Raw genomic sequence first — 23,081 nt, forward strand, 5'->3', positions numbered from 1 at the left:
TGGTAGTAAAATTTTTTGTCATAATATAAACAATCTTCCCTTCTGTTTGAAATAGTTTTATGACTATTCTTACAGCAAGGAAGATTGTTATCCTATCTACATAACTATATCATTTCTAACAATATCTTCTATTTTGTCTTTATAATGAACTGTTTTTTTCTATTTCTTTGATTGCTTTTGTAAATTGCGGCAAGTAATCTTTATGTGCCAATAACATTTCATTTAAAATTGTTTTAGCAATTTCTCCAGAAGGAATTAACGGATTCAAAATAAATGCTTGTAAAGCTTTCGCATAACTGCCAGTAACAGCAGCTTCAATCGTTACTTCTTCCATAGCTTTCATCAATTGCACCATGCCACGCATAGCTGGTTTAAATTTTCCAAAAGTGAGCGGTCTGGGTCCAATACCTGTTATGATACTACTTACTTCTACAACACATTCATAAGGTAAGTCCGTTAATGCTCCATGATTACGCGTACTTACAACCATCTCTGTCTTTTTATTGTTCAATATTGAACAAATAAGTTCACAAGCAGCATCTGAATAATGCGTTCCACCACGTTTCGTTAACTGTTCCGGCTTGTCTTTTAGGTTGGGATCTTTATATAGTTCAAATAACTCAGCTTCTAATTTTTTTACCAACTCGGCACGTGTAGTGTGGTTTTCATAATTGACTACTTCTTTTTTTACCATATCATCTGTCAAATAATAATATTGATGATAGCTGCATGGTAACATTCCTAAATCACGAATCTGTTCTTCACAGAAGGGAACAAATTCAATATTTTCCATGGTACTTTCTTTCTGTTCAAATAATTTTTCCATAACCAAGGCTGTTAAATCATCGCCCGACTTATCGTATATTTTGTGCCAATGATGATGATTTAATCCTGCATATTGGAATATTAATTCATCCGGTGATTTTCCGATTAGCTTAGACTCCCGAAAATTATGATTTATTGGCACATTGCACAAGCCAACCACTTTTTCGAAATTTCCATAATTAAGAACTGCTTCTGTTATCATCCCAGATGGATTTGTGAAATTAACAAGCCATGCATTGGGGCACAATTTTTTCATATCATTAACAATATCTAAAATTACAGGTATTGTCCTTAAAGCTTTAAAAACTCCTCCGGCTCCATTCGTTTCTTGTCCTAATACACCATATTTTAATGGTATACGTTCATCTTTAATTCTAGCATCTAAGAGTCCGACTCGAAATTGGGTCGATACAAAATCAGCATCTTTTAATGCTTCTTTTCTATCCAAAGATAAATGAATCTCCCAATCCAGTCCAGCTTTTTTGACCATGCGTCTTGCCAGATTGCCGACAATTTCCAATTTTTCTTTTCCAGCTTCAATATCAACTAACCAAATTTCTTTTATTGGCAGTTGATCTTTTCTAACAATAAATCCTTCTATCAATTCCGGAGTATAGCTTGAGCCTCCTCCAATAGTAACAATTTTAATTTTTTTCATAATAGGTTCCTCCCCTTATCAACTTTTCGCATGATAAAAACTTTATTTATTGACGTCATTAACGCTTTCAGCTTCTTGTTTTATACATTGCTTCTCATAAATTTTAAAAAATGGATAATATATTACAAAGTCTATTACAATCAAGCATAATATCAAGACTGCTGCATGCCAATCCATTGTAGAAAGGAATGCCCCTATCGGTGCAGGCGTTGTCCATGGCGCAGTAACAAAAGTAGCACCGACTAGTCCCATCTCCGTAACCACATAGGCAATAACACCATTAATTCCCTGAACAAAGACAAAAGGTAAAAATAAAATAGGATTAAAAATCAATGGCAAACCAAAAATAATCGGCTCATTAATATTAAATAAACCAGGTAATAATCCAATACGCCCTATTCCTTTAAGTTGTTGCGATTTACTCCACAATAACATAAAGACTAACGCTAAAGTAGCCCCGGATCCGCCTAATTGCATATAGAAATCTTGAAATGGTGTCGTATAAATATGTTCCAAAGGCAGCCCTGCAATTTTATCAGAAGCATTCGCTAAAAGATTGCTATCTAAAAACGGTCTGCTTACTCCACCGATAATGGCAGGTCCATGTAATCCTATAAACCATAACAAATTCATCATAGTCGCTATGACAAAAGTGCCACCTGCACTATCTACAGCACCAACAAATGGCGCCAGACTTTTCATTATAGCTTCCGGTATAAGCATTCCAAAAGTCGATTCACATAATAAACTAATCAGATGAAAACCAAACACACAAATAATCAATGGAATGAGTAATTCAAAAGAAGAAGCAACGGCTGGTGGTACACCTTTTGGCATTTTTATTACAATATTTTTCTTTTTTAACCACCGAGCAATTTCAACGACCAGCAAGCCTACTAGAATTGCCGTAAACATCCCTTTAGCATCCATAAATTTCAAAGGTAATGCATCTTGTCCTAATTTGCTTATTAAGGGATAACCCATACTATCATTTATTTTAGAAAGAACTACGACGCTTTGAGAAGGCGCCGCAACCAGCAAAAAAGTCGCAGCTGCCGTCATCGCACCAGAAAGTGGATTCATCTTGTAAGAAATCGATAAATTATACCCTACTGCCATAGCAACAAATAAAGCCATAATTCCCATAGTCATATTAAATGGTGCCAAAATTGTTGCCATATTGGCACTTGCCCAGCTATGCCACACTAAAAGCATTTGAGTGAAAATATTCGGATTATCATTTACCCGCGTAGGATCAATTGGTGGAAAAGCCATTATCAAGCTTATCCCGCCCACAATTGTCAAAGGGACAGCGGCAATAACACCATTACGCACAGCTAAAATATGCTTTTGATTAGCAAATGAAGCAGCCATTGGACCAATTTTCAGTTCCAAAAACTGACTAAATTTTTCAAAAATGTTCATGTGATTCATGTTCTTGCTCCTAATGCCTTATTTTTATATAACTCTTTAGCAGCCTGCAAAATATGATCTCCTCTGCAACGTCCATAATCCATAGTATTAATTACGGCTACAGGAATATTTACCCCCGCAATCTCTTGAAACTCATCCTTTTTAAATCGAACTTGCGGACCTAATAATACGACATCATATTCACTTACCACCTCATGAAATTGCTCAGATGGCTCCGCTGAAATCACCCAATCTTTTTCCGCTTCACTTAAAGCATCCTGCATACTTTCTGCAACTAAACTAGTAGACATACCCGCAGCACAAACTAATAGTATTTTCATGTTTACACCCTCTTTTCTATATGAATTTATCTATACTTACTTATATTGCAAATATCATGCCAACTTTCTAAGTAAAAAAAAGCGAGAGTTTTCCTAACGAAAACACCTCGCTTTTCCTGGTGAATCATACACAATTCATACACTATTGCTTTTTCTACCGATAAATATACACTATTAATACACTATGACTGTTTTATAATTTGCAAAATAAAGCATATCTCATCCATATTAATATCAAGCGAATAGGCTTGTTCAATAACCGCTAGAGTCTGCTTTATTTTATCAATCTCTACCGTATATTCTTGTAATATATTTTTTTTATTTTTACACTCACGAGTTTTTTTACCATCCAACAAAATATCAATCGCACAAGTTACATGAAAAATCAATCCCACCATAGTATCTTTATCTATAACAATATGCAAAGTATCTTCCAAATTTTTTATAAACAACTCAAAATATTGCTTGAATTCATCAACATCAATATATTTTAATTTGTCTTTAATAGCATCAAAAACTTGATTTTTGATTTCCATCATGTCCGTTGCACTAACCTCTGTAATAACTTGTGCACTTTTTACTAAATCCCGAATTTTATCATAACGGTTAAACATAATTAAATCTGATAATGAAATAAATGGAATCCCATAAAAATGTGGATTTATTGTACCTACAATTGCAATAATTGTACGATCATTTGCAATTTTTTGTAATCTTTTTTCCAGTTCCTGATCATCACTAATAGACATTGGTAAAATTTCTACATGTTCTGTCTTAACATCCACATTATCTTCAATTAAGTTTTTAATTTTCACAGCACTACCTTCACCAGTTACACAAAGAGTAATAATGACAAATTCACTATTTACTTTAAAGTCCTTAAATAGTTCTGTGCCATAACTTAATGACATTGGAACTGTATCACGAAGTGATTGACATATAAGATCAATATTATTTTCTACCGCTACTTTCCGTGCCGCCTCTAATGCCATAACCGTAGTAACTAAATGAATCACTCGCAAATCAATGCCTAATTCTTCACTAATTAATTCGCCAAAGGTTCCAAGAGATCCCATATCAACAAGTAAAATCACACTGCAAGGGTTATTAACTTTTATTAATTGTTTAAGTTCCTCATAGCAAATCTTTGAACTTTTATCCAGGTTCATATCATAAGCTAGCACATACTGAATTCCCAACAGGCAATTAACCACTTCAGCCATTGAACTGGCTGTGCTTCTACCATGCATAGCTATAACTAACAACGGATGATTTTTTTGGTATTCACCTTCTATTTTATCAATACTTAAGAACATTGTAATAAAGGCAATTTCCTCTACAGGTATTTTCACATCATATTCGTGTTCTAATTTGCGACAATAATCATGGACAACTTTAAATTCTTCTGGGTACTTTTCTAAAATCTCGCCAAATTTATAATTAATGATTGGTTTCCCTATGCGCATTCTTTCCAAACTGGCCTGCATATGTAAACATAAACTGTGGAAAACTTTAACAGGAAAAACCTTGTGCAATTCTTTGCCAGCATAACCTAATAAACCATCAACAAATTTAATTGTATTTGCATTTACAATTTTAGAAATTTCCATTGTATAGTCATCAAAATTTCTGATATATTTATTAAAATAACCTTCAATTTCCGTAGTCATTATCAGTCGAATATCTTCTTCACTATATTGACGGCTATGCAACTCTTCCAATTTTTTTTCAATCTGCCCATAAAAGTTGTTTTTATATTTGCTTATATCTATTTCATTAGAAAATTCTAACTCTTTGCCAGCAAAAGAAAACCAGTGCTTATTTTGAATAATTTCTTCTATTTTTTCAGAATGATCCTTCAGATACAACATTCCTTGTTTAACATAATCAGGGAGATGATGTAATTCAATTGTAAATTTTTTCTGCATCTCGCCAATACAATCTAAAAACGCATTTGCACAAGTTAATTTAATATCACTTTTTAATTGTCCTATATTGCCTATGCACGGATATAATAATAAACTTTTTATTACTTCATCCGTTACAATGATTCGCCTATTTACCTGTCGTGACTCTTTTTGAAAAAAATCACTGATTAACAAAAATCGTTCTTCCAATGTCCGCTCTTTTAACGACGGAATACAAATCGTCATAGGAATTCTACGTTTAAATGTTTGCAATAAGGATGTATCTACTTGTTCTGTAGTCGCACACACCAGAAGAATATTGACTTTCTTTTTTACTGTATCTCCCAACGAGCAAAATTCACCCTTGTCTATTAAATAAAACAAAAGCTCCTGCCCTTCCGCAGGCAAACGATGAATTTCATCCAAAAACAGTACGCCTCCATCAGCTTTTTCAACTATGCCATGATGTTCTCGTTCTGCACCAGTATATGCACCTTTTTTATATCCAAATAATTGTCCTATGAGTAATTGTGGATTATTTGAATAATCTGCACAATTGAATTCTATAAATGGAGAATTCAAAGGCATCACACCATTTTCACTAGCAAACTTATGCATTAAGCTGGCAAACATGGTTTTCCCGACACCTGTAGGTCCTAAAAGTAAAGTATGAATTCCCTTTGGAGGATATAACACTGCGGCCTTCGCCTGACGAATTATTTTTTTTAAGCTGCCGCTGCTTCCAATCAATGTAGAAAAATCAACCTCATCGTTGCTCCTATAGATTGTTTTTTCTATTTCATCGGAAATAACATATCTAACGGGACGACCCTCTATTTTTTTAAGTTGTCCTTTTCGATAAAGCTTATTTAATACGGCACTCACATTACTTCGAAGTGATCCTACATATCGTGTAATCTCATTCGTTGTATGCCCTTGTCCGATTTTATTGTTTACACTCTTTATCTCTAAAAATTCAAATATTTTTTCTTCTAAACTTTTTTTCTCCATAAAGTCCTCCATATTTCCCCTAAAGCACCTATACTGAGTTAAATTAATGGGGTGAATTGGCAACCGTTCGTTGGGTTTTTACATAATTAGTTGAATATATACTTTATTTAATTGTAATAAATTGCATTTTTTATTGCAGTGATATCTTTGGTTATACCATAAATGAAATCGATCTGCAACCTGAAAAATAGCCGTGGATCAATACTTAGACTATCCGTATTGATCCACGGCTATTTTTCTTTACAGACTCGCTTTATCTTTTCATACCACTAAGAGATCATTTCAACCAGCTGTTATATAAGGAACATCGCGTATCAGAAGCTTATTTCTTAACAAAAAGAGATCACCTATAGATTTTTTAATTTCTACAAGTGACCTCACTTACCGCAAAAATAACTTCATGTCTTGCCTTACAGTCTAAATTTTCCATAATACTTTGCCTAAGTTTCATACAACCTGACTACATTTCTTCCTCATGAAGCATAATAACAATGGTCACCATATGAGAATCAGCAATAACTATACTATTGATTAATCCATAGTCCGTGTTCTTTACAGCAATAATAAAGTGTTCCACGCTGGCGTTTTGGAAAACGCACTTCGCCGCCCTGCTCTGGATACAACTTAATCAGAAGCACCCTGTCACACGTTACGTAAGCAAAAAAAGTGAGGTAATGCTTTTTTGTCATTTCATGTTTAAATGTGATATAAAAATCCTCCTCAATTTCTTCTACATTTATTTTGTGCATATCATCGGCTGTTTTTGCTACGAGTGGCAAAAGTTTCCGACCACAACAAGAAATTGCTGCCTCACCTGTGCCTGTTAAGATATTTCCACAATGAGGACATTCATAAAATTTAATTCGTTTCATATTGCCTCCATCGATATCATTCGGATCTAAATTTCCTAATAGGATTTTTTCAATATGTACGCCCAAGATATCAGAAAGAGATTTTAATAAAGATACATCTGGACAGCCCAAGCCACGTTCCCATTTAGATATAGTTTTATCGCTGATATTCATTGCATCTGCCAGTTGTTTTTGCGTCATCTTTTTTTCTTTACGCAAATCAAAAATCAATTTTCCAACCCTGCTGCAATCCATCTTGCTCACCCCCATGCATTTATCATAACCGTATAAGCCTCACGATTCAATAAACGTTCCGTAGAGTTATCCAAATACTTGATATCGCCTGAAACATCTAAAAGTATAATAAAAAATAACTATATTCATGAAATTTAATGGATTTTACAAACATCAACCCACCCCAAGCCGCGAGAATATTCTTCCAGCTCATGAATGGTCAGTTCAATAGCACTATTTGAACTTCCGCAGGCGGGAAATACGGTATCAAAGCGTTTTAGAGACTCATCTAAATAAATTTCAACACCTTCATTCACAGCGAAGGGACAAACGCCGCCAACTGCATGACCGATCAAAGGCTCGGCTTCGTCGAAAGAAAGCATTTTCGCTTTTTTACCGAAGTATTCTTTATATTTATGGTTATCTATCTTGGTATCACCAGCAGCAACAATCAATACAACCCGATTATCAATATGAAAAGAAAGTGTTTTGGCAATGCGACAGCCTTCACAATGTAAAGCCTGTGCCGCCAAATCAACAGTAGCACTCGATGACGAAAATTCTTGTATCTTGCCGTCCATTCCTTTTTCACGAAAATATTGTTTTACTCTTTCAAGTGACATGTTCATCCCTCCGTATAAGTATAAGCCTTTATTTTATGATTGATTCGTATAAATTAGAAGACTGTATTTTCAATTGCATGACCCCGTCGTTCTAAATTTGCCGGTGAAAAAGCTGTTACATGTGTCTGATATTTTTTTGCGATACCAATATTATAGCCATAAACTATTCTGACTTGTATTTCTTTTGTGTGGCTCGCTAGTGGATATTTTTCTAAAACAATATTTATGATATTATCTTCCATCACCTTAAGATCAAGTTTTGGATCATGTGTGTAAACCGTGACATTCATATTTTGAATTGTATTTCCATCGTTTGATTGCACCTGATTTCCAACATAAACACCAGTCGTATCTACCCCTTCGATCTTGGCCAAATCTGCTTGTAAATTCGTCAGCATCGTCATCGTTTCAACGTTAGCCGGTTGATGCTGTAAATAAATAACGTATCCGCCCCAACACAAGACAACCATTACCAAAAGAGAACATATCACAAAATGGGCCCGTCCCATAATGGTACGAATTGGTTCTTTAACTCTATTCGCCTGCACTACGAAAACCTTCGTTACAATATCATGAAAACCTTGGCGCGTATTACGGTTAAATAAATAAAAATATATTACGGCTACTGATATAGAAAAAAAGAGTAATCCTATAATAAGCTGGACAAAAGCTGGTAATATTGGTAGATATAATACATTCAAGCAGATTGGAACCCCTAATATTGCTGCACGAGCAAAAGATCGTGTCAGCGTGATAAATTCTCCATCCTTATTTACAACACAAATCCTAAACAGTTTATTTCCAATACTTTGTCCTTTCCCAACATAGCTGTCGAGAACCCCAAAATAAAGTACCGTTATCACAAATCCAATCAATGGGCCGCTTTCTCCCAGAATAGCCAATTGATGCTCAAGCGCTGTTCCAATAGCTATCCCAATTAGCCCCAATATAATAAGATCAATAACAAATGCCAGACTCCGGCGCCAAAACGCACTAATCGTTTGATCCTTTTGAATCGTTTCTTTCGTTTTCATTTACAAATTCCCCTCTTGCTGCTTCTTTCTATTAAGTTGACTAAATTTTACCAATAACAAGTGTCACTGCTGCAAATGTAGTTTGATCAGCTTTTAAAATATTCTATGCTATTTCTGTTTTTTTCATTCCTGTATATTGAAGAATGATCCACCCTTCTTCAGTATACAGGGATATGCTTTTTAAACATCTCCGATACAATCTGCTCCATTGAATATAAACCGGGAGATTGTTTTATAAGAAATTTTGCTGCAAAAATAGCACCTTGTCCAAAAGCAGCTCGATCAACACTTTCATGCATAAGTCGAAGTGTCTGGTTGGGAAAGCCAAAAATAATATCATGTTTTCCAATCGTTTTTCCCACTCTAATAGAATGTATATTGTTTTGCTTTAAAGAAAGTACTTCTGCCATTTTTTTTGCGGTTCCAGAAACTTCTTTCTTTTCTTTAAAATGCTCTTCGACAATTTCAATGTCCGCATGCGGAGCAATATTTTGTAAGATTTGTGCTGCTACCATCAATATATTAATGCCTACGGTAATATTCGGTGAATATAATACTGCTGTTTTTGTCGCATAAGATTTTAGTGCAGCCAAATCTTCCGGTTCATATTTTGATATAGCGGATACAATCGGAATTCCTATTTGTGCTGCAGCATAATATTCATAAACTGCCTTGCCAGATGAAAAATCAATAATAACATCGACTGGATTTTTACAAAAAAAGTCTTCGGTAATATCATTTTTTCCAAAAATCTTCCCTTGTTTAAATTCATAACCCAAAAGTTGGCTGGCATATTTCGGCTCTTCTTTATGTTGACGTATAACCCATTCCAAAATACAATCTGTTTCACCCATAATTTGATTTGCCACTATTTTACCAGTTTTCCCAAATCCAAAAAGTCCCATCTTGATTTTTCCCATAACAGTCCCTCCTATCATTAATGATCCATAAGTATAATATTTTTTAGAAATAGAGCCTAAAAATTGTGATAATCTTTCTTTTAAATCACAAAATATATGACGAGAATAGCATAACATCATTGTACCTGAAATCTAAAATTACTGCAAAATAAATGTAGATCATAAATTCAACTGCCGTATAAGAAATGGTTTTCTAAAATAAAGAAAAATATTGGATAGTGAGAACTTTTTCGTATTTTTAGTGTATAATGAAAAGTAGTTTGATTTAAATGTTAAAGGAGGTTTTCTCATGGGTATTTCTTCAATTAGCAGCACCCTTCCCAGTGCCTCTGTAAAAACCCAAGTGAATGGACAGTGTGTTCTAGGTAAGGGAACTTGTACCAATTGTGGGCAATGCGGCAAACCAGTCAGTAATGCAAACACTACCAGCAGTGCTGCAAACATAGGTCCGGCAGCGGTATTAACATTAAGTGACAAGTCAGTTGCTGCAGCCGCAGCCGCCAGCAATGCCATCAACCCTTATGAAAAAATGAATTTATAAAAAGTAAGCTGCCTCATGTTGAAAGCATAAATGTGAGCACTAGCTTATTCTATCTAAAATATATGAGCAGAAAATATGCAGTTTATCAATTCCACTGCATGCTTTCTGCTCTTTTTTATGTCTAAAATTTTCAATTACATGTTTGAAACGACTTTCTTGACCAAACTCATAAATTTTTCTTTGGCGATCTCTGCTGTTTCCATGACTTCTTTATGATTGAGTTTTTGCCTGGAAATGCCTGCTGCCATATTGGTCACGCAGGAAATACCGAGGACTTTCAAGCCGCAGTGAACGGCTACGATTACTTCCGGCACCGTTGACATCCCAACAGCATCCGCACCGATCATTTTCGCATACTTGATTTCAGCCGGTGTTTCATAGCTAGGTCCACTCATCGCAACGTAAATCCCTTGCTGTAAGTTGATTTTAAGTTCATCGGCAGCAGTAAGAGCCAGCGTACGTAGTTCGTTCGCGTAAGCTTCTGACATATCCGGAAATCTTTCCCCAAACGTTTCTTCATTTTTTCCGCGCAAAGGATTAACGCCCAAAAGATTAATATGATCTCGAATCAACATCAAATCACCTGGCATAAAGTCTGCATTGATGCCTCCGGCTGCATTCGTAACGATAAGCTTCGAAATACCAATTTTTTTCATCACACGAACGGGCAGTGTAACCTGTTGTAAATCATAACCTTCATAGTAATGGAATCTTCCATCCATACAAACAACGGCTTTCCCTGCTAAATAGCCAAAAATAAATTGGCCCTTATGCCCAACCACGGTTGATTGGGGAAAATGTGGTATTTCACTGTATGAAACCACCGTTTGTTCTGTGATTTCCTGCGCCAGCATACCAAGTCCTGAACCTAAGATAATACCAATTTCCGGCGTAATTTTCACTTTGCTCTTTAGATAAACAACGATCTCCTCATAATTCACTATAATTCCTCCTCATATAATATATGTAACAAATTAAATGGATGCACTGATTTCCAATTTCTAAATTGGAAGCATTCTATAAATATTCTTGCTTTCCCTGCATTTTCCCTTGTTTTATTCTATCTTGGCGATGTTGTTTATTTTTCAAGCTTCAAGTTCATGGGCAAACTGGCTGTTGTAAAGTTTGGCATACGTTCCATTTTCACTTAATAGTTCTTCATGGTTTCCTTTTTCAACAATACTGCCCTGATCCATCACTAAAATCACATCGGCTTCCTTGATTGTCGACAAACGATGCGCAATGACAAAGCTTGTCCGACCTTCGAGCATTTTTGAAAAAGCTTTTTGTATCCGTAATTCCGTTCTCGTATCAATACTGCTTGTTGCTTCATCTAAAATAAGCATCGCCGGATTTACCAACATAACCCGAGCAATCGTCAACAATTGTTTTTGCCCTTGTGAGAGGTTGGCTCCTTCGTCGGTGATTAAAGTATCATATCCTTTTGGCAGCCTGCGAATAAAGCTGTGTGCATCAGAAGCTTTGGCCGCCGCAATCACATCGGCCTCACTAGTATTCTCTACACCATAAGCAATATTGTCACGAATTGTCCCCGCAAAGAGCCAGGTATCTTGAAGAACCATCCCAAAATTACGGCGTAAACTATCTCGGGTAACATTTTTAATATCAACATCATCAACTATAATGGATCCTTGATCAATTTCATAAAACCGCATCAGCAAGTTAACCAGGGTTGTCTTACCAGCACCCGTATGTCCAACAATGGCGATATGTGTTCCCGGACTTACCGTCAGGTTAAAATCACGAATCAATGGATTGCCTTCTGTATAGGAAAAATATACATTTTTAAATTCTATATTTCCTTGACTATGCTCCAATTGAATTGCCGACACTTGATCTTGAACTTCTTCTTGTCTATCCAAAATATGAAAAATACGCTGTGCTGAGGCCAATGCACTTTGAATTTGTGTAAAAATACCTGTTATATCATTAAAAGGTTTAGCAAATAAATTGGAATAAATAAGGAAACTAGCTATATCGCCTACGGTAATTTGCCCTGAAATCGCAAGAATGCTGCCAATTACACTGATTACGCCGTAGGTAATATTGTTGACAAGACGCGTCGTCGGATTCGTGAGTGATCCATAAAATTGCGATTTCACACCCATTTGATATAAATCATCGTTCATTTTTTGAAACTCGATAAAAGACCGCTCTTCATACGTAAAGGCTTTGACTAGTTTCTGTTCTGAAATCACTTCTTCGGCATATCCATTTAATGCCCCGAGACATTTTGCTTGTGCCTTAAATAATTTTTGCGACCGTTTTGTAATAAAACGTGCCACAAAATAAGCAACGGGTGCCGACAAAAGAACAACGAGTGTCATTGAGCCGCTGATATAGAGCATAAAACTAATTGCGCCAAAAATCGTTATAATACCAGTTAACATATTGGCGATGCCTTGTACCATACCATCGGAAATAATATCAATATCATTTACAAAACGACTAACAATATCACCATGGGAATTCCGATCATAGAATTGCAGCGAAAGCTTGTTGATTTTTTCAAACAGTTCGTGCCGCATTGCATTGACTGTTTGGTAAGATACCTTATTCGTAAAATAGGTTAAGCTCCAGCCAAACAAACTATTGATGCTGTAGACCAAAACTAAAATCATTAAAATCCAGCGAACCGAATCAAAATCCACCTGATTGGTCCCTATCATATAATCTACAGCCTGTCCGATAAACATCGGCCCTAGTAAACTGGCTATAACACTCACGATTGCCGAAAGAATTGATAGAATCATATATTTTTTATATTTTGCAATATAGATGAAAACTCGTCTCATACTATTCGTATTCATTGGACTGCCTCCTTACTGGAAAGTTGCGATAAACAGATTTCCTGATACGTTGGACACGTTTCCATCAAGTCAACATGTGAACCAACCCCCACCAAAGAACCATCTTCAAAAACAAGAATTTTATCTGCGTGTTTGATACTGCTGGCACGCTGCGACACTAAAAAAACCGTCATGTCTTGACCATTTTCACGCAAGGCAGCGCGCAAGGCAGCATCCGTAGCAAAATCCAATGCACTGGATGAATCATCCAAAATTAATATTTGCGGTTTAGCAACTAAAGCCCGCGCAATCGTCAATCGCTGTTTTTGTCCGCCGGAAAAATTCAAGCCGCCCCGAGTCACCGCCGTTTGATAGACATCCGGAAGCTTCTCAACAAACTCATGAGCTTGGGCAATTTTAGCCGCTTCGATGATTTCGTCAAGGCTGGCATGCTGTTTTCCCCAGCGAATATTATCTGCAATGCTGCCTGTAAACAAAACCGCTTGTTGCGGCACAATACCTATTTTATTTCGCAATGCACATAATGAATATTCTTTTACATTGATGCCTCCCAGAAAAATTTCACCTTGATTCACATCATAAAAACGGGGAATCAAATTGATAAACGTGGATTTTCCCGATCCCGTACTGCCAATAATCCCTATGGTCTGACCACTTTCAATCTGAACGGAAACATGATCAAGTGCCATATCCCCTGTTGTATTATATTTAAAAGACACATCTTTGAATTCAATGATTGGCTGCGATACCTGAATTGACAGAGGATCTTGTCCATTACTAACGATAGAAGAATTCGTAGCAAAAATATCCTGAACACGATTCGCCGAGGCAGCCGCTTTCGTAAAAATAACCACCAGGTTGGATACAACGATCAGTGCCAGTAAAATTTGCGTTATATAATTGGTAAAGGCGATAATTTCTCCCTTTGACAAGGTACCTTCATTGATATGCATACCACCAATCCAAAGAATAATGACAATTGCTGCATTCATAATAAAAGAAGTCATTGGATTTAACAGTGCTGATATCCTGCCGATATGAATGGCTGTCACCATCAAATCATTATTCGATTTACAAAACCGCTCTTTTTCCTGACGAGTTTTAGCAAAAGCACGAATGACCCGCACCCCTGACAAATTCTCCCGAAGTACAATGGCCAACCGATCAAGATTTTTCTGATACAAACGATATAAAACGGAACTTTTTGTCATAATGAAATACAAAATGAAGGCAAAAACTGGTACCGCCGCAACCAAAATCATGGCTAATTTAAAATCAAGAAACATTGCCATCAAAATAGCCCCAATACAGATAAACGGCGCTCGCACGACCAGTCGAATCATCATGGCCACCGCTAGCTGCAGTTGATTTACGTCATTGGTGATCCGATTAATCAACGACGCTGTACCAAATTTGTCAATTTCCGCATGAGAAAAAGACGCGATATGCTGATATAACGCATTTCTAAGACTCGTTCCGACACCTTGCGACGCCCTGGCTGCATAATATTGACAAACCATCGAACAGGCAAAACCTAAAATTGACATAGACAGCATGATACCGCCCATTTTTAAGACATAGCTTGCATCATGATTGGCAACACCATTATTGATTATAAAAACCATCATGGTCGGTAAAAGCAATTCTAAAATAGCTTCAAATAATTTAAAAACCGGACCAATTATACATTCTTTTTTATACGATGCTAAGAAAACCGCTAATTTAAACAAATTTATCATCCTTTATCTATAGTAATCACTACACTAAACCTATTGCATGGATTGCAATTTCCAGCTATGATTATATCATCTTGTTTCCCATATTAAAAATATCTGTTTAATCTATATATCATATGAAAAAAGTATGCATGAAAGGAGCTCTCCGCATGGATATACGACAACTAAAATACTTTCTTACCATTGTCAATGAAGGACAAATTACAGCCGCTGCCCAAAAGCTGCAAATGGCACAACCACCGCTCAGTCAACAATTAAAGCTTCTCGAAAATGAACTTGGTGTAAAACTTTTAAATCGGGGGCCGCATCAGGTAGAACTTACCGATGCTGGCAAGCTACTGCTTGATCGGGCACGCCAAATTCTAGAATTATCAAATTCCACTATTAAAGAAATTGATGATTTTAAACGAGGTTTTAATGGTACACTGAAACTAGGCACTGTATCCTCATCGGGTGGTATTCTTTTAACAAAAGGTCTAGCCAATTTCCACAAAGACTATGCCGGTGTCAAATTTGAAATTCATGAGGGCAATACCTTCTGCCTGATTGATTTACTAACAAAAGGAATCATTGAAGTCGGTATTGTCCGCACACCATTTAAAGGTGCAGCTTTTCATTGTAAATATTTGAGCTCTGAACCCATGATTGCTGCTATGACAAAGGAATATGACTGGAAGCCGAAACAACTCTCCATCGATTTTTCCGAACTCAACAACCGTCCCCTGATTATCTATCGTCGTTTTGAACCACTGATCCATGAAATGTGCGCAGAAAATAATTTTGAACCAAACATTACTTGCAAAAATGATGATGCCAGAACTACCTTACTTTGGGCAAATGCCGGTTTTGGTATCGCAATTGTACCAAAATCGGCCTTTTATCTTACTGCAAATCAAAATTTATCCTATAAAGAAATTAAAAATACAAAAATGCAAACAAAAATTGCCGCAATCTGGGTTAAAGATCGCTATCTTTCCTCTTTGGGCGAAAAATTCATTGAAAACTTTGCTATGTCCTAGTCTGTTATTCGCCTCTAAGCAGTAAAAATTTCTAAATATAATAAAATATTTTTTAATATTAAATAAAAATCCAATAAATCTTTGCTAAAATAAATAAAATATTAATTTGGCTGCATTGCTTTTAATATTGAGGACAAGTACAATCGTTACTATTATAAGTATGAGGAGGAATATATTTTGACTATGCACAAATATGGATTAAAAAAAGACAAACCAGATTTAAGAGATCATATTTTCTACTCAACAAAATTTAAAACGGCTCTCCCAACACATGTTGATTTACGTACGGGCTGCAGTCCTATCGTTGATCAAGGTAATCTCGGCTCATGTACAGCAAATGCCATCGCCAGTGGATTACGTGAATATCAGCTAAAAAAAGATAACAACTGGATTGCGTTGTCTCGTCTTTTCCTATATTGGCAGGAACGAAAAATTGAAGGTGACATCGAAGATGATAGCGGTGCCCAACTTCGTGATGGAATGAAAGCTTTGCATAAGATAGGTGTTTGTCCTGAAGTAGATTGGCCCTATGATATCACTACCTTTGCAAATACTCCCACAAGCAAAGATAATACGGATGCAGCGGCATATAAAATCAGTGAATATCATCGCATCAGTTCGCTTGATCTGCTTAAAGCTGCACTTGCCGAAGGGATGCCTGTAGTCATAGGCATCACCGTCTATGATTCTTTTGAAAGTGCGAATGCTATTTCTACAGGCATTGTTCCTGTTCCGAATCTAAAAACAGAACAAATATTAGGTGGACATGCAATTTGTTGTATAGGCTATGATGATACCAAATCTGCCAATGGGCAAACAGGCTATGTAATATTTCGCAATAGTTGGGGCACCTCATATGGAGAACAGGGTTATGGATATTTACCATATGCCTTTTGGGCGCAAAATTTAGTTTCCGATTGCTGGACAAGCAAAGATTAATATTAGAATAAAAAGAGTATCAAATCACTTATAAGATTTGATACTCTTTTTTACTATACACTATAAAATTCATAAGCAGTATTAGCACCTGCTAAAATATTTTTAACAATATCCATCTTTAAGCTACAATAATATATGAGCATCAATTCCTATTATGCGAAAGCGGTTTTGGCACATATTTTTCCTTTGTTAAACGTCCCGGTTCTTTTATAAATAAAGTAAGAACAAATCCCAAGATTGGAAGTACCACCAGAATATCAAATACAAAAAGAATACCAAAATGATCTGCTACCCAGCCTAAAGCTAATACGCCCATAGTACCAAGACCAACACTAAAACCAAGTGTAAAACCCGATGCCATCGCTACATTTTTTGGCATCATTTTTTGCGTCAAAAGTAAACTGCTCGTTGCTGTTGCTGATAATAAAATACTGGCAAAAATCAAAATAACAAAGACCCACATGCCTGCAGCTGTCAAAAATGCATACATCAAAAACGCAATCGGTAAAATAGAATACAGCATTACCTGTTTGCTGCCATATTTATCGCTCAAAATTCCGCCGAACATCGTTCCTACAGCCCCGGCTGCTAAATATACCGTAAGCAGCGAACTTGCATAAATAGAACTGCCTCCCAAGTGTGAAACATAATACAGCGGCACAAACGTACTAATACCGGATGTAACCGTGGCTCTAGTCAAAATCATACCAAGTAAAGCTAAAAGCGGCCAATTAATGCATTCTTTAAGTGTCCCCAAGCTCCCACTTGTTTTAACTGCCTGATGCGGTATATTCTTCCTTTCATGCAATAAAGCAGCACCAATAAGCAAACTTGGAATTGTATATAACAAGATCAGCGGCGTTTCACCATCTACCAAAAGCATCGCCAGCAGCATAGATCCCAAGGCTACGCCAACATACCCACCTAATGAAAACAAACTGACAGCTTTACCTTTTTCTTTTCCTCCCATAAAATTGACTGTTTTGGCGGCTTCTGGATGGAAAGCAGAATTTCCCAAACCACTGACGGCCGTACAAATCATAACCATATAGAAACTCGGAACCAATAACGATGCCGCCATAAAAACACCCGTAACGATACACCCGAGCGGCATCAGCCACGGACGATGTTTTTGGTCACTCAAATAACCAAATAAAGGCTGGCTCACCGATGAGGCAATGTTTTGCGTCAATACAATCGCCGTAACTTCGGCATAGGATAAGGCAAATTTTGCTTTTAAAAAAGGTAACGCCACATACAAAGCTCCCGGTGATAAATCTGCCGCTAAATGCCCGAGAGCAATCAACCAAACAATTTTGGGAACATTTTTAAACATACTAAACAACGCACAACACCCTAACACGAAATAAAATTTCAAAACCAAATCTATATAATTTGCATTAAATATTTGATATGGCAATCGCTAGGAATTAGGTATACACTATACCCTATTCCTGGCAGCCTACTAATAGGTTAGATGCAATTTCTTTAATGCATTCTACATAATCTAATTTTTTTGATTATTAAACTATATGCCACTGACAAAATTCTGTCAATGGCATATAGTTTAAATTTAAATGAAATTTATGTTTAAATCAATTCGATCGTGTAACCTCATATGGGTTTTCAGCGCCTTCAAGCCCATATTTCAGTGATAAGATTCCGCAGCGCACCATTGATTCTGTTGCCTCTTCTGTAAAAAATGCATAATGCTGGGTAAAAACAACATTGGGAAACTGCTTTAAATATAAAAGCGACCGTTTATCCAAAATCTGTGCCCCAATGTCAACATGCATCACACCGTCTTCTTCTTCAATCGTATCAAGACCGGCGCCACTGACTTTCTCTTTCTCCAAAGCATGTATTAAAGCTTCTGAATCCATTAAACCACCACGTGCTGTGTTGACTAAAAGCACACCATCTTTCATTTTTGCAATTGTATCCTTATTGATCATATGATAATTATCATCTGTCAAAGGCATATGCAGGGAAATAATATCACTTTGGGCATACAATTCATCCAATTCCACATATGTTGCATATTCTTCTACTGCTTTATTTTTATATTTGTCGAAAGCAATGATTTTACAACCAAATCCACTAATATTTTGAATAACAGTAAAACCAATTTTTCCCGTACCAATGATGCCAATTGTCAAGCTCCGCATTTCGCGGCCTTTTAATCCATCCAACGAAAAATCATTCACCAGCGAACGGCAAACAGAAATTTTGACTTTTCTAAGCAACATCAGCATCAGCATTACTGTGAAATCAGCTACGTTTGCCGGCATATATCTGGCATTGCTCACATGTATCCCCGTTTTTTCTGCAGCCTTAATATCAATGTTGTCAAACCCGACCGTTCTGGTTGATAAATGAACAATCCCCATTTCTTTGAGCGTTTTCAGCATTTGAGCATCGACCCGACTGTAACCCATAATTGATACTGCATCACATCCAGCTGCAAGTGCTATATTTTCGGGCAGAAAATTTTCAGTTGAGCAGCAAAATTCTATTTCCAATTCTTGTTCTAGTTTTTTCAATACGGTTTTTTCATAGTCAAGTACGTCATATACCATTATTTTCATAATAAATTCGCCCCTTTTTATCCTATAGAAACTCTTTTTAAAACGTATCCATCCATAATTTACTATATTTATTATAACATGAAAAATAAGCAGCAGGCGTTTTGTGCCTGCTGCTTATTACATATAGATCAATAACCTAATTCTTCTAATAATTGAATGCCGCTTGCTACGAGATCGTCACAAGGTCTGACAGTATCTGTTTTAGCCCTTGCCGCCCCTTCCTCAGTTGATGGATCAAAACCCAATAAATCACGACAAACAATAGACTTATGCTTTTCTTGAAAAACCCTTATGAATTCTTTGGTTTTTTCACCGCATAATGCTTTTGCAGTTGTATCTGCTAAACTTTCATTTCCATATTTCAGTCCAATGACCATAGCTGCGCCGGAAACAACACCGCAAATTTCACCTGAACGAACGCCACCGCCAAACCCACAAGCAATTTTTAAAGCCACCTTAGAATCAAGTCCATATTTTTCTGCAAAAACCGTTAGTACGGATTGGCAGCAATTGCCACCACTATTAAAAATCTTCGCTGCGTTTTGCATATTTTGACTCAAAATAAAAACCCCTTTTTTAATATTTATCGGTATGACACCGTCTTTACTTAATAAATGTAGAATCTTCCAGTTCCTTGAATGCCAATTTTAATTCAGCTTTCGTATTCATAACAATAGGTCCGCCCCATGCAATCGGTTCTTTCAAGGGACGTCCGGCCAGCAACAAAAATCGCATTCCATTATCATCTGCTTTTACCATAAGCTGATTTCCTTTATGAAATAATATGGCCTGCTTTTTTGAAATGGCACTATTTTCTGGCAATACAGCCCCTGTTCCCTGTAAAACATAAATAAACATCGTAGACTCTTGATCGATATCAATCGACCACTCAGCATTCTTCTTCATTTCGACATCTAAATATAGCGGTTTCACATAACCACCTTCAAAAGCTCCCTTAATATCGTGATAGGTGCCACCAATAATGTGTATTTTCCGATTTCCCTCATTGCACACGGGAATATCAACCTTCCTTATTTCATGATAGTGTGGGGTGGTCATTTTATCTTTTGCCGATAAATTTAACCATAACTGCACGCCGAGCATCCTTGGACTGGCTTTTGGCATTTCCTGATGGATAATACCGGAACCCGCTGTCATCCACTGGCAATCTCCATCCAGAATACTTCCCTTATTCCCCAGATTATCGCCATGTTCAATATCCCCTTCAATAAGATACGTTATCGTTTCTATCCCGCGGTGAGGATGCCAGGGAAAACCTTTAATATAATCGGTCGGGTCTGTCGAGTCAAAAGCATCTAACATCAAAAAAGGATCTAATTCTTTTGTTTCTTTATAGCCAAAAACACGAACTAAGTTCACTCCCGCGCCATCAACAGTATGTTCTCCTATAATGATTTTTTTAATCACACATATCTGTACCATGCTCAGACCTCCTCTTATTTCTTATGTTGCCCAGACTGAAATTTACACAAAAGGAAAAAATGCTTTACAATTCCAGAATACTATTGATAATGCACTTTTACAATATGTTTATTGTAATTTTAGCTCTATTATAAAAAAGCCGACTGGATAAATTGATTTCATCCAGCCAGCTTCAATATGCTTTAAATATTTTATATGGAAATCGTCAGGAATGGAGAGAACGTTATTCTTTGCCGCTTACAGCGATATCGGTCTTTTGTAGTTTAGGCAATTTGGGTGAGATAGCCGTTGTTTTTACTTCTTTAGCTGTATCACGCACCATCTGAGGAATTTCGATCGGATCGACTTTGTTATATTGCGAATACTTTACCTGCATCGTAAGCGTCGATTTTGTTAAAAAATCTTCCATCTCTGCTGCATTTTTGGGCTGGCTCATATCGAGAAATAAATTTCCTGCTTTTCGAATGGGATTTGCTAAATTCATAGCAACTTCTTGTATCATTTGCGTTGTTTTATCAATTTTAACATTATATTTAATGTCACCCGCAGCTAATAAGCCAATCCGAGCGAATGCCGCCATACTCAATACATTTTTATCCTGATTCTTGTTTTCCCTAACCATTTCATCTATGGAATCACTGATTTTCATGCTGTCCAACGTGACTTCCATATATTTATAAGATGGTGTTTCTCTCGTAAGTTTCACAGCTTTCACCATCTGCATCATAAGCAGCTCCATTTTGCTGTTTTCATCGGCAGTAAGTTCTTTGTCCGCAGAAAATCCAACTGGCATGGTTTGTTTCATCCATTTGTTGTTACTCAATGAATAAATGACCACTGTATCCTTATTTTGTTCAATATACTGCTGCAATGTCGTTGTAGTTTCCTTTCCTTTTACATCACGGAACAAAAAAACTGCATCGTTTTTATACAACATCGGTTTCATTTGTCCATCACCAGCCATTGTAACATTTACATCGCCCATAGGTGTTTGTGCCGTTAACAAAATATCATAATGTACATTTTTGACATCAAGCATATTTTTATATACAGTTTCTAAATACTGTTTTTCCATTGGAACCTTATCGGCCGCCAAAACCAAGGAACTACTCATCGTCACAAACAACATTCCCACTACGAAAATAAAACAAAATTTAAATTTTTTAAAGTAACTCATTTCTTCATCAATCTCCTATTTTATAAATTTGGACTATACGTACGCCGGCAGTTCTATAACATGCAAGTAAAAAATACTGACAGATATCTATTTTTTAGATGCCTGTCAGTATTCCTCATTTTATTTACAATAAAATGCAAAATTATCTTAACCAATCAATCAATGTATTTTGAATTACTATTATAGGATGCCATCGCCGATTGAATTTTTTGCGTTAAAAGGTCCGTTTCATCGGACGAGGAGGTATCATTTGACGCAGCATCAAAAAAAGTTCCCCCAGACTGGAGCTTCTGATTTAAAAAATATTGTTTCAACATATCCGATGTCGTTGAGGTCACCGTAGTTGAGCTGGCGGTTTGTGAGTTCGTTGCATCCGTTGCTTTCACATAGGCCGTCAAATCACTAATAATCTGTGTACCAGATTTCACGGCAGTCGTACCAGCAGATTTCGATGAATCTTTGGAATTGATATACGTATTCAATTCACTAATGAGGGCAGTTCCCACTTTACCAACATTCGAAGTACTTGAATCCACTGAATTGATATAATCTGTCATATCTTTGAGTACGCCAGTCGCTGTTTTTTTATCATCCGCACTAGCAGCCGTTTTGCCATCGACTGACTTAACATAATCCGTCAACTCTTTAAGCAATTGTGTAGAAGTCTTGATTTTACTCGTACCGGTATCCTCTTCCGTTGCTGTCGTGGTATTACTCTTTGTTGTATTTTGCTGTGCCAAAGCAGCAGCATAGCCTGAAACAACCTTTGCATAGTCTGTTGAATATCCAGCAATCCTCATATAAAATCCCTCCATTATTATCTTATAAAAATTTATCCCCATCGGTGGAGTAAGTAACTTGCTTCACTTGATGACAAAACTTATTTATAATATCGTCATTTATCGTTTTTTTCTTAAGTCTATTTTATTGAACAAGAATACGATTCGTTTATTTTAACTGGACAGACAAAAAAATCCGCCTTAACAAAAG

At 36.5% G+C, this 23,081-nt stretch carries 20 protein-coding genes; 3 read left to right on the top strand and 17 right to left on the bottom strand.

What is annotated here, in order from left to right; translation table 11 throughout:
- Positions 1-139 precede the first annotated feature (139 nt).
- The 8 genes from BMY14_RS14530 to BMY14_RS14565 all read right to left on the bottom strand — a co-directional run bounded on the left by BMY14_RS14530 (position 140) and on the right by BMY14_RS14565 (position 9,817).
- Positions 140-1,483: a 6-phospho-beta-glucosidase gene (locus tag BMY14_RS14530; RefSeq protein ID WP_091833247.1), complete on the bottom strand. Its 1,344-nt coding sequence runs from the start codon at positions 1,481-1,483 to the stop codon at positions 140-142.
- 42 nt (positions 1,484-1,525) lie between these two features.
- Positions 1,526-2,917 carry a PTS sugar transporter subunit IIC gene (locus BMY14_RS14535; RefSeq protein ID WP_091833250.1) on the bottom strand — a complete coding sequence of 464 codons (1,392 nt, stop codon included), beginning with the start codon at positions 2,915-2,917 and terminating at the stop codon, positions 1,526-1,528.
- On the bottom strand, positions 2,914-3,237 hold the full coding sequence (locus BMY14_RS14540; protein ID WP_091833252.1) for a PTS sugar transporter subunit IIB: 324 nt from the start codon (positions 3,235-3,237) through the stop codon (positions 2,914-2,916). Before BMY14_RS14540 ends, BMY14_RS14535 begins: the two co-directional genes overlap by 4 nt.
- A 182-nt stretch (positions 3,238-3,419) precedes the next feature.
- Positions 3,420-6,155: a sigma-54-dependent transcriptional regulator gene (locus BMY14_RS14545; protein ID WP_177177613.1), complete on the bottom strand. Its 2,736-nt coding sequence runs from the start codon at positions 6,153-6,155 to the stop codon at positions 3,420-3,422.
- Between the two features lie 524 nt (positions 6,156-6,679).
- Complete coding sequence (locus BMY14_RS14550) at positions 6,680-7,261, bottom strand: helix-turn-helix domain-containing protein (protein ID WP_091833258.1); 582 nt, start codon at positions 7,259-7,261, stop codon at positions 6,680-6,682.
- 134 nt (positions 7,262-7,395) lie between these two features.
- A complete protein-coding gene (locus BMY14_RS14555) occupies positions 7,396-7,863 on the bottom strand; it encodes a YbaK/EbsC family protein (RefSeq protein ID WP_091833261.1) in 468 nt (155 codons plus the stop codon).
- A 53-nt stretch (positions 7,864-7,916) separates the two neighbouring features.
- Complete coding sequence (locus tag BMY14_RS14560; protein WP_091833264.1) at positions 7,917-8,897, bottom strand: RDD family protein; 981 nt, start codon at positions 8,895-8,897, stop codon at positions 7,917-7,919.
- Positions 8,898-9,055: 158 nt separating this feature from the next.
- On the bottom strand, positions 9,056-9,817 hold the full coding sequence (locus BMY14_RS14565; protein WP_091833267.1) for a 4-hydroxy-tetrahydrodipicolinate reductase: 762 nt from the start codon (positions 9,815-9,817) through the stop codon (positions 9,056-9,058).
- 289 nt (positions 9,818-10,106) lie between these two features.
- Between BMY14_RS14565 and BMY14_RS14570 the strand changes: the two genes are divergently transcribed.
- Complete coding sequence (locus BMY14_RS14570; RefSeq protein ID WP_091833270.1) at positions 10,107-10,358, top strand: hypothetical protein; 252 nt, start codon at positions 10,107-10,109, stop codon at positions 10,356-10,358.
- Positions 10,359-10,492: 134 nt separating this feature from the next.
- Here the strand turns inward: BMY14_RS14570 and BMY14_RS14575 are convergent, their stop codons facing one another.
- From BMY14_RS14575 to BMY14_RS14585, 3 genes are all read right to left on the bottom strand, one after another.
- Positions 10,493-11,299, bottom strand: a complete 807-nt coding sequence (locus tag BMY14_RS14575; protein ID WP_091833273.1) for a purine-nucleoside phosphorylase — start codon at positions 11,297-11,299, stop codon at positions 10,493-10,495.
- A gap of 144 nt (positions 11,300-11,443) precedes the next feature.
- A complete protein-coding gene (locus tag BMY14_RS14580) occupies positions 11,444-13,189 on the bottom strand; it encodes an ABC transporter ATP-binding protein (protein ID WP_091833276.1) in 1,746 nt (581 codons plus the stop codon).
- Entirely contained in the window at positions 13,186-14,919 is a 1,734-nt protein-coding gene (locus tag BMY14_RS14585; RefSeq protein WP_091833278.1) for an ABC transporter ATP-binding protein, read from the bottom strand. Before BMY14_RS14585 ends, BMY14_RS14580 begins: the two co-directional genes overlap by 4 nt.
- Before the next feature lie 155 nt (positions 14,920-15,074).
- Between BMY14_RS14585 and BMY14_RS14590 the strand changes: the two genes are divergently transcribed.
- A complete protein-coding gene (locus tag BMY14_RS14590; RefSeq protein ID WP_091833281.1) occupies positions 15,075-15,944 on the top strand; it encodes a LysR family transcriptional regulator in 870 nt (289 codons plus the stop codon).
- A 183-nt stretch (positions 15,945-16,127) separates the two neighbouring features.
- Positions 16,128-16,883 carry a C1 family peptidase gene (locus BMY14_RS14595; protein ID WP_245741436.1) on the top strand — a complete coding sequence of 252 codons (756 nt, stop codon included), beginning with the start codon at positions 16,128-16,130 and terminating at the stop codon, positions 16,881-16,883.
- A gap of 142 nt (positions 16,884-17,025) precedes the next feature.
- Here BMY14_RS14595 and BMY14_RS14600 read toward each other — a convergent pair whose 3' ends face one another.
- The 6 genes from BMY14_RS14600 to BMY14_RS14625 form a co-directional block, all read right to left on the bottom strand.
- The gene (locus BMY14_RS14600; protein WP_245741432.1) at positions 17,026-18,219 is read right to left on the bottom strand and encodes an MFS transporter; all 1,194 of its coding nucleotides are present in this window, start codon (positions 18,217-18,219) and stop codon (positions 17,026-17,028) included.
- Between the two features lie 259 nt (positions 18,220-18,478).
- Positions 18,479-19,471: an NAD(P)-dependent oxidoreductase gene (locus BMY14_RS14605; RefSeq protein ID WP_091833290.1), complete on the bottom strand. Its 993-nt coding sequence runs from the start codon at positions 19,469-19,471 to the stop codon at positions 18,479-18,481.
- 128 nt (positions 19,472-19,599) lie between these two features.
- Entirely contained in the window at positions 19,600-20,031 is a 432-nt protein-coding gene (locus BMY14_RS14610; RefSeq protein ID WP_091833293.1) for a C-GCAxxG-C-C family protein, read from the bottom strand.
- 43 nt (positions 20,032-20,074) lie between these two features.
- Positions 20,075-20,914 (bottom strand): pirin family protein, encoded by an 840-nt coding sequence (locus tag BMY14_RS14615; RefSeq protein ID WP_091833296.1) that lies wholly within the window; start codon positions 20,912-20,914, stop codon positions 20,075-20,077.
- A gap of 223 nt (positions 20,915-21,137) precedes the next feature.
- Positions 21,138-22,091 (bottom strand): DUF6612 family protein, encoded by a 954-nt coding sequence (locus BMY14_RS14620; protein ID WP_091833299.1) that lies wholly within the window; start codon positions 22,089-22,091, stop codon positions 21,138-21,140.
- A gap of 155 nt (positions 22,092-22,246) precedes the next feature.
- Complete coding sequence (locus BMY14_RS14625; RefSeq protein ID WP_091833301.1) at positions 22,247-22,891, bottom strand: hypothetical protein; 645 nt, start codon at positions 22,889-22,891, stop codon at positions 22,247-22,249.
- Between the last annotated feature and the right edge of the window lie 190 nt (positions 22,892-23,081).

Origin of the sequence: Propionispira arboris (assembly GCF_900109225.1) — a bacterium.
Lineage (GTDB): Bacteria > Bacillota > Negativicutes > Selenomonadales > Selenomonadaceae > Propionispira > Propionispira arboris.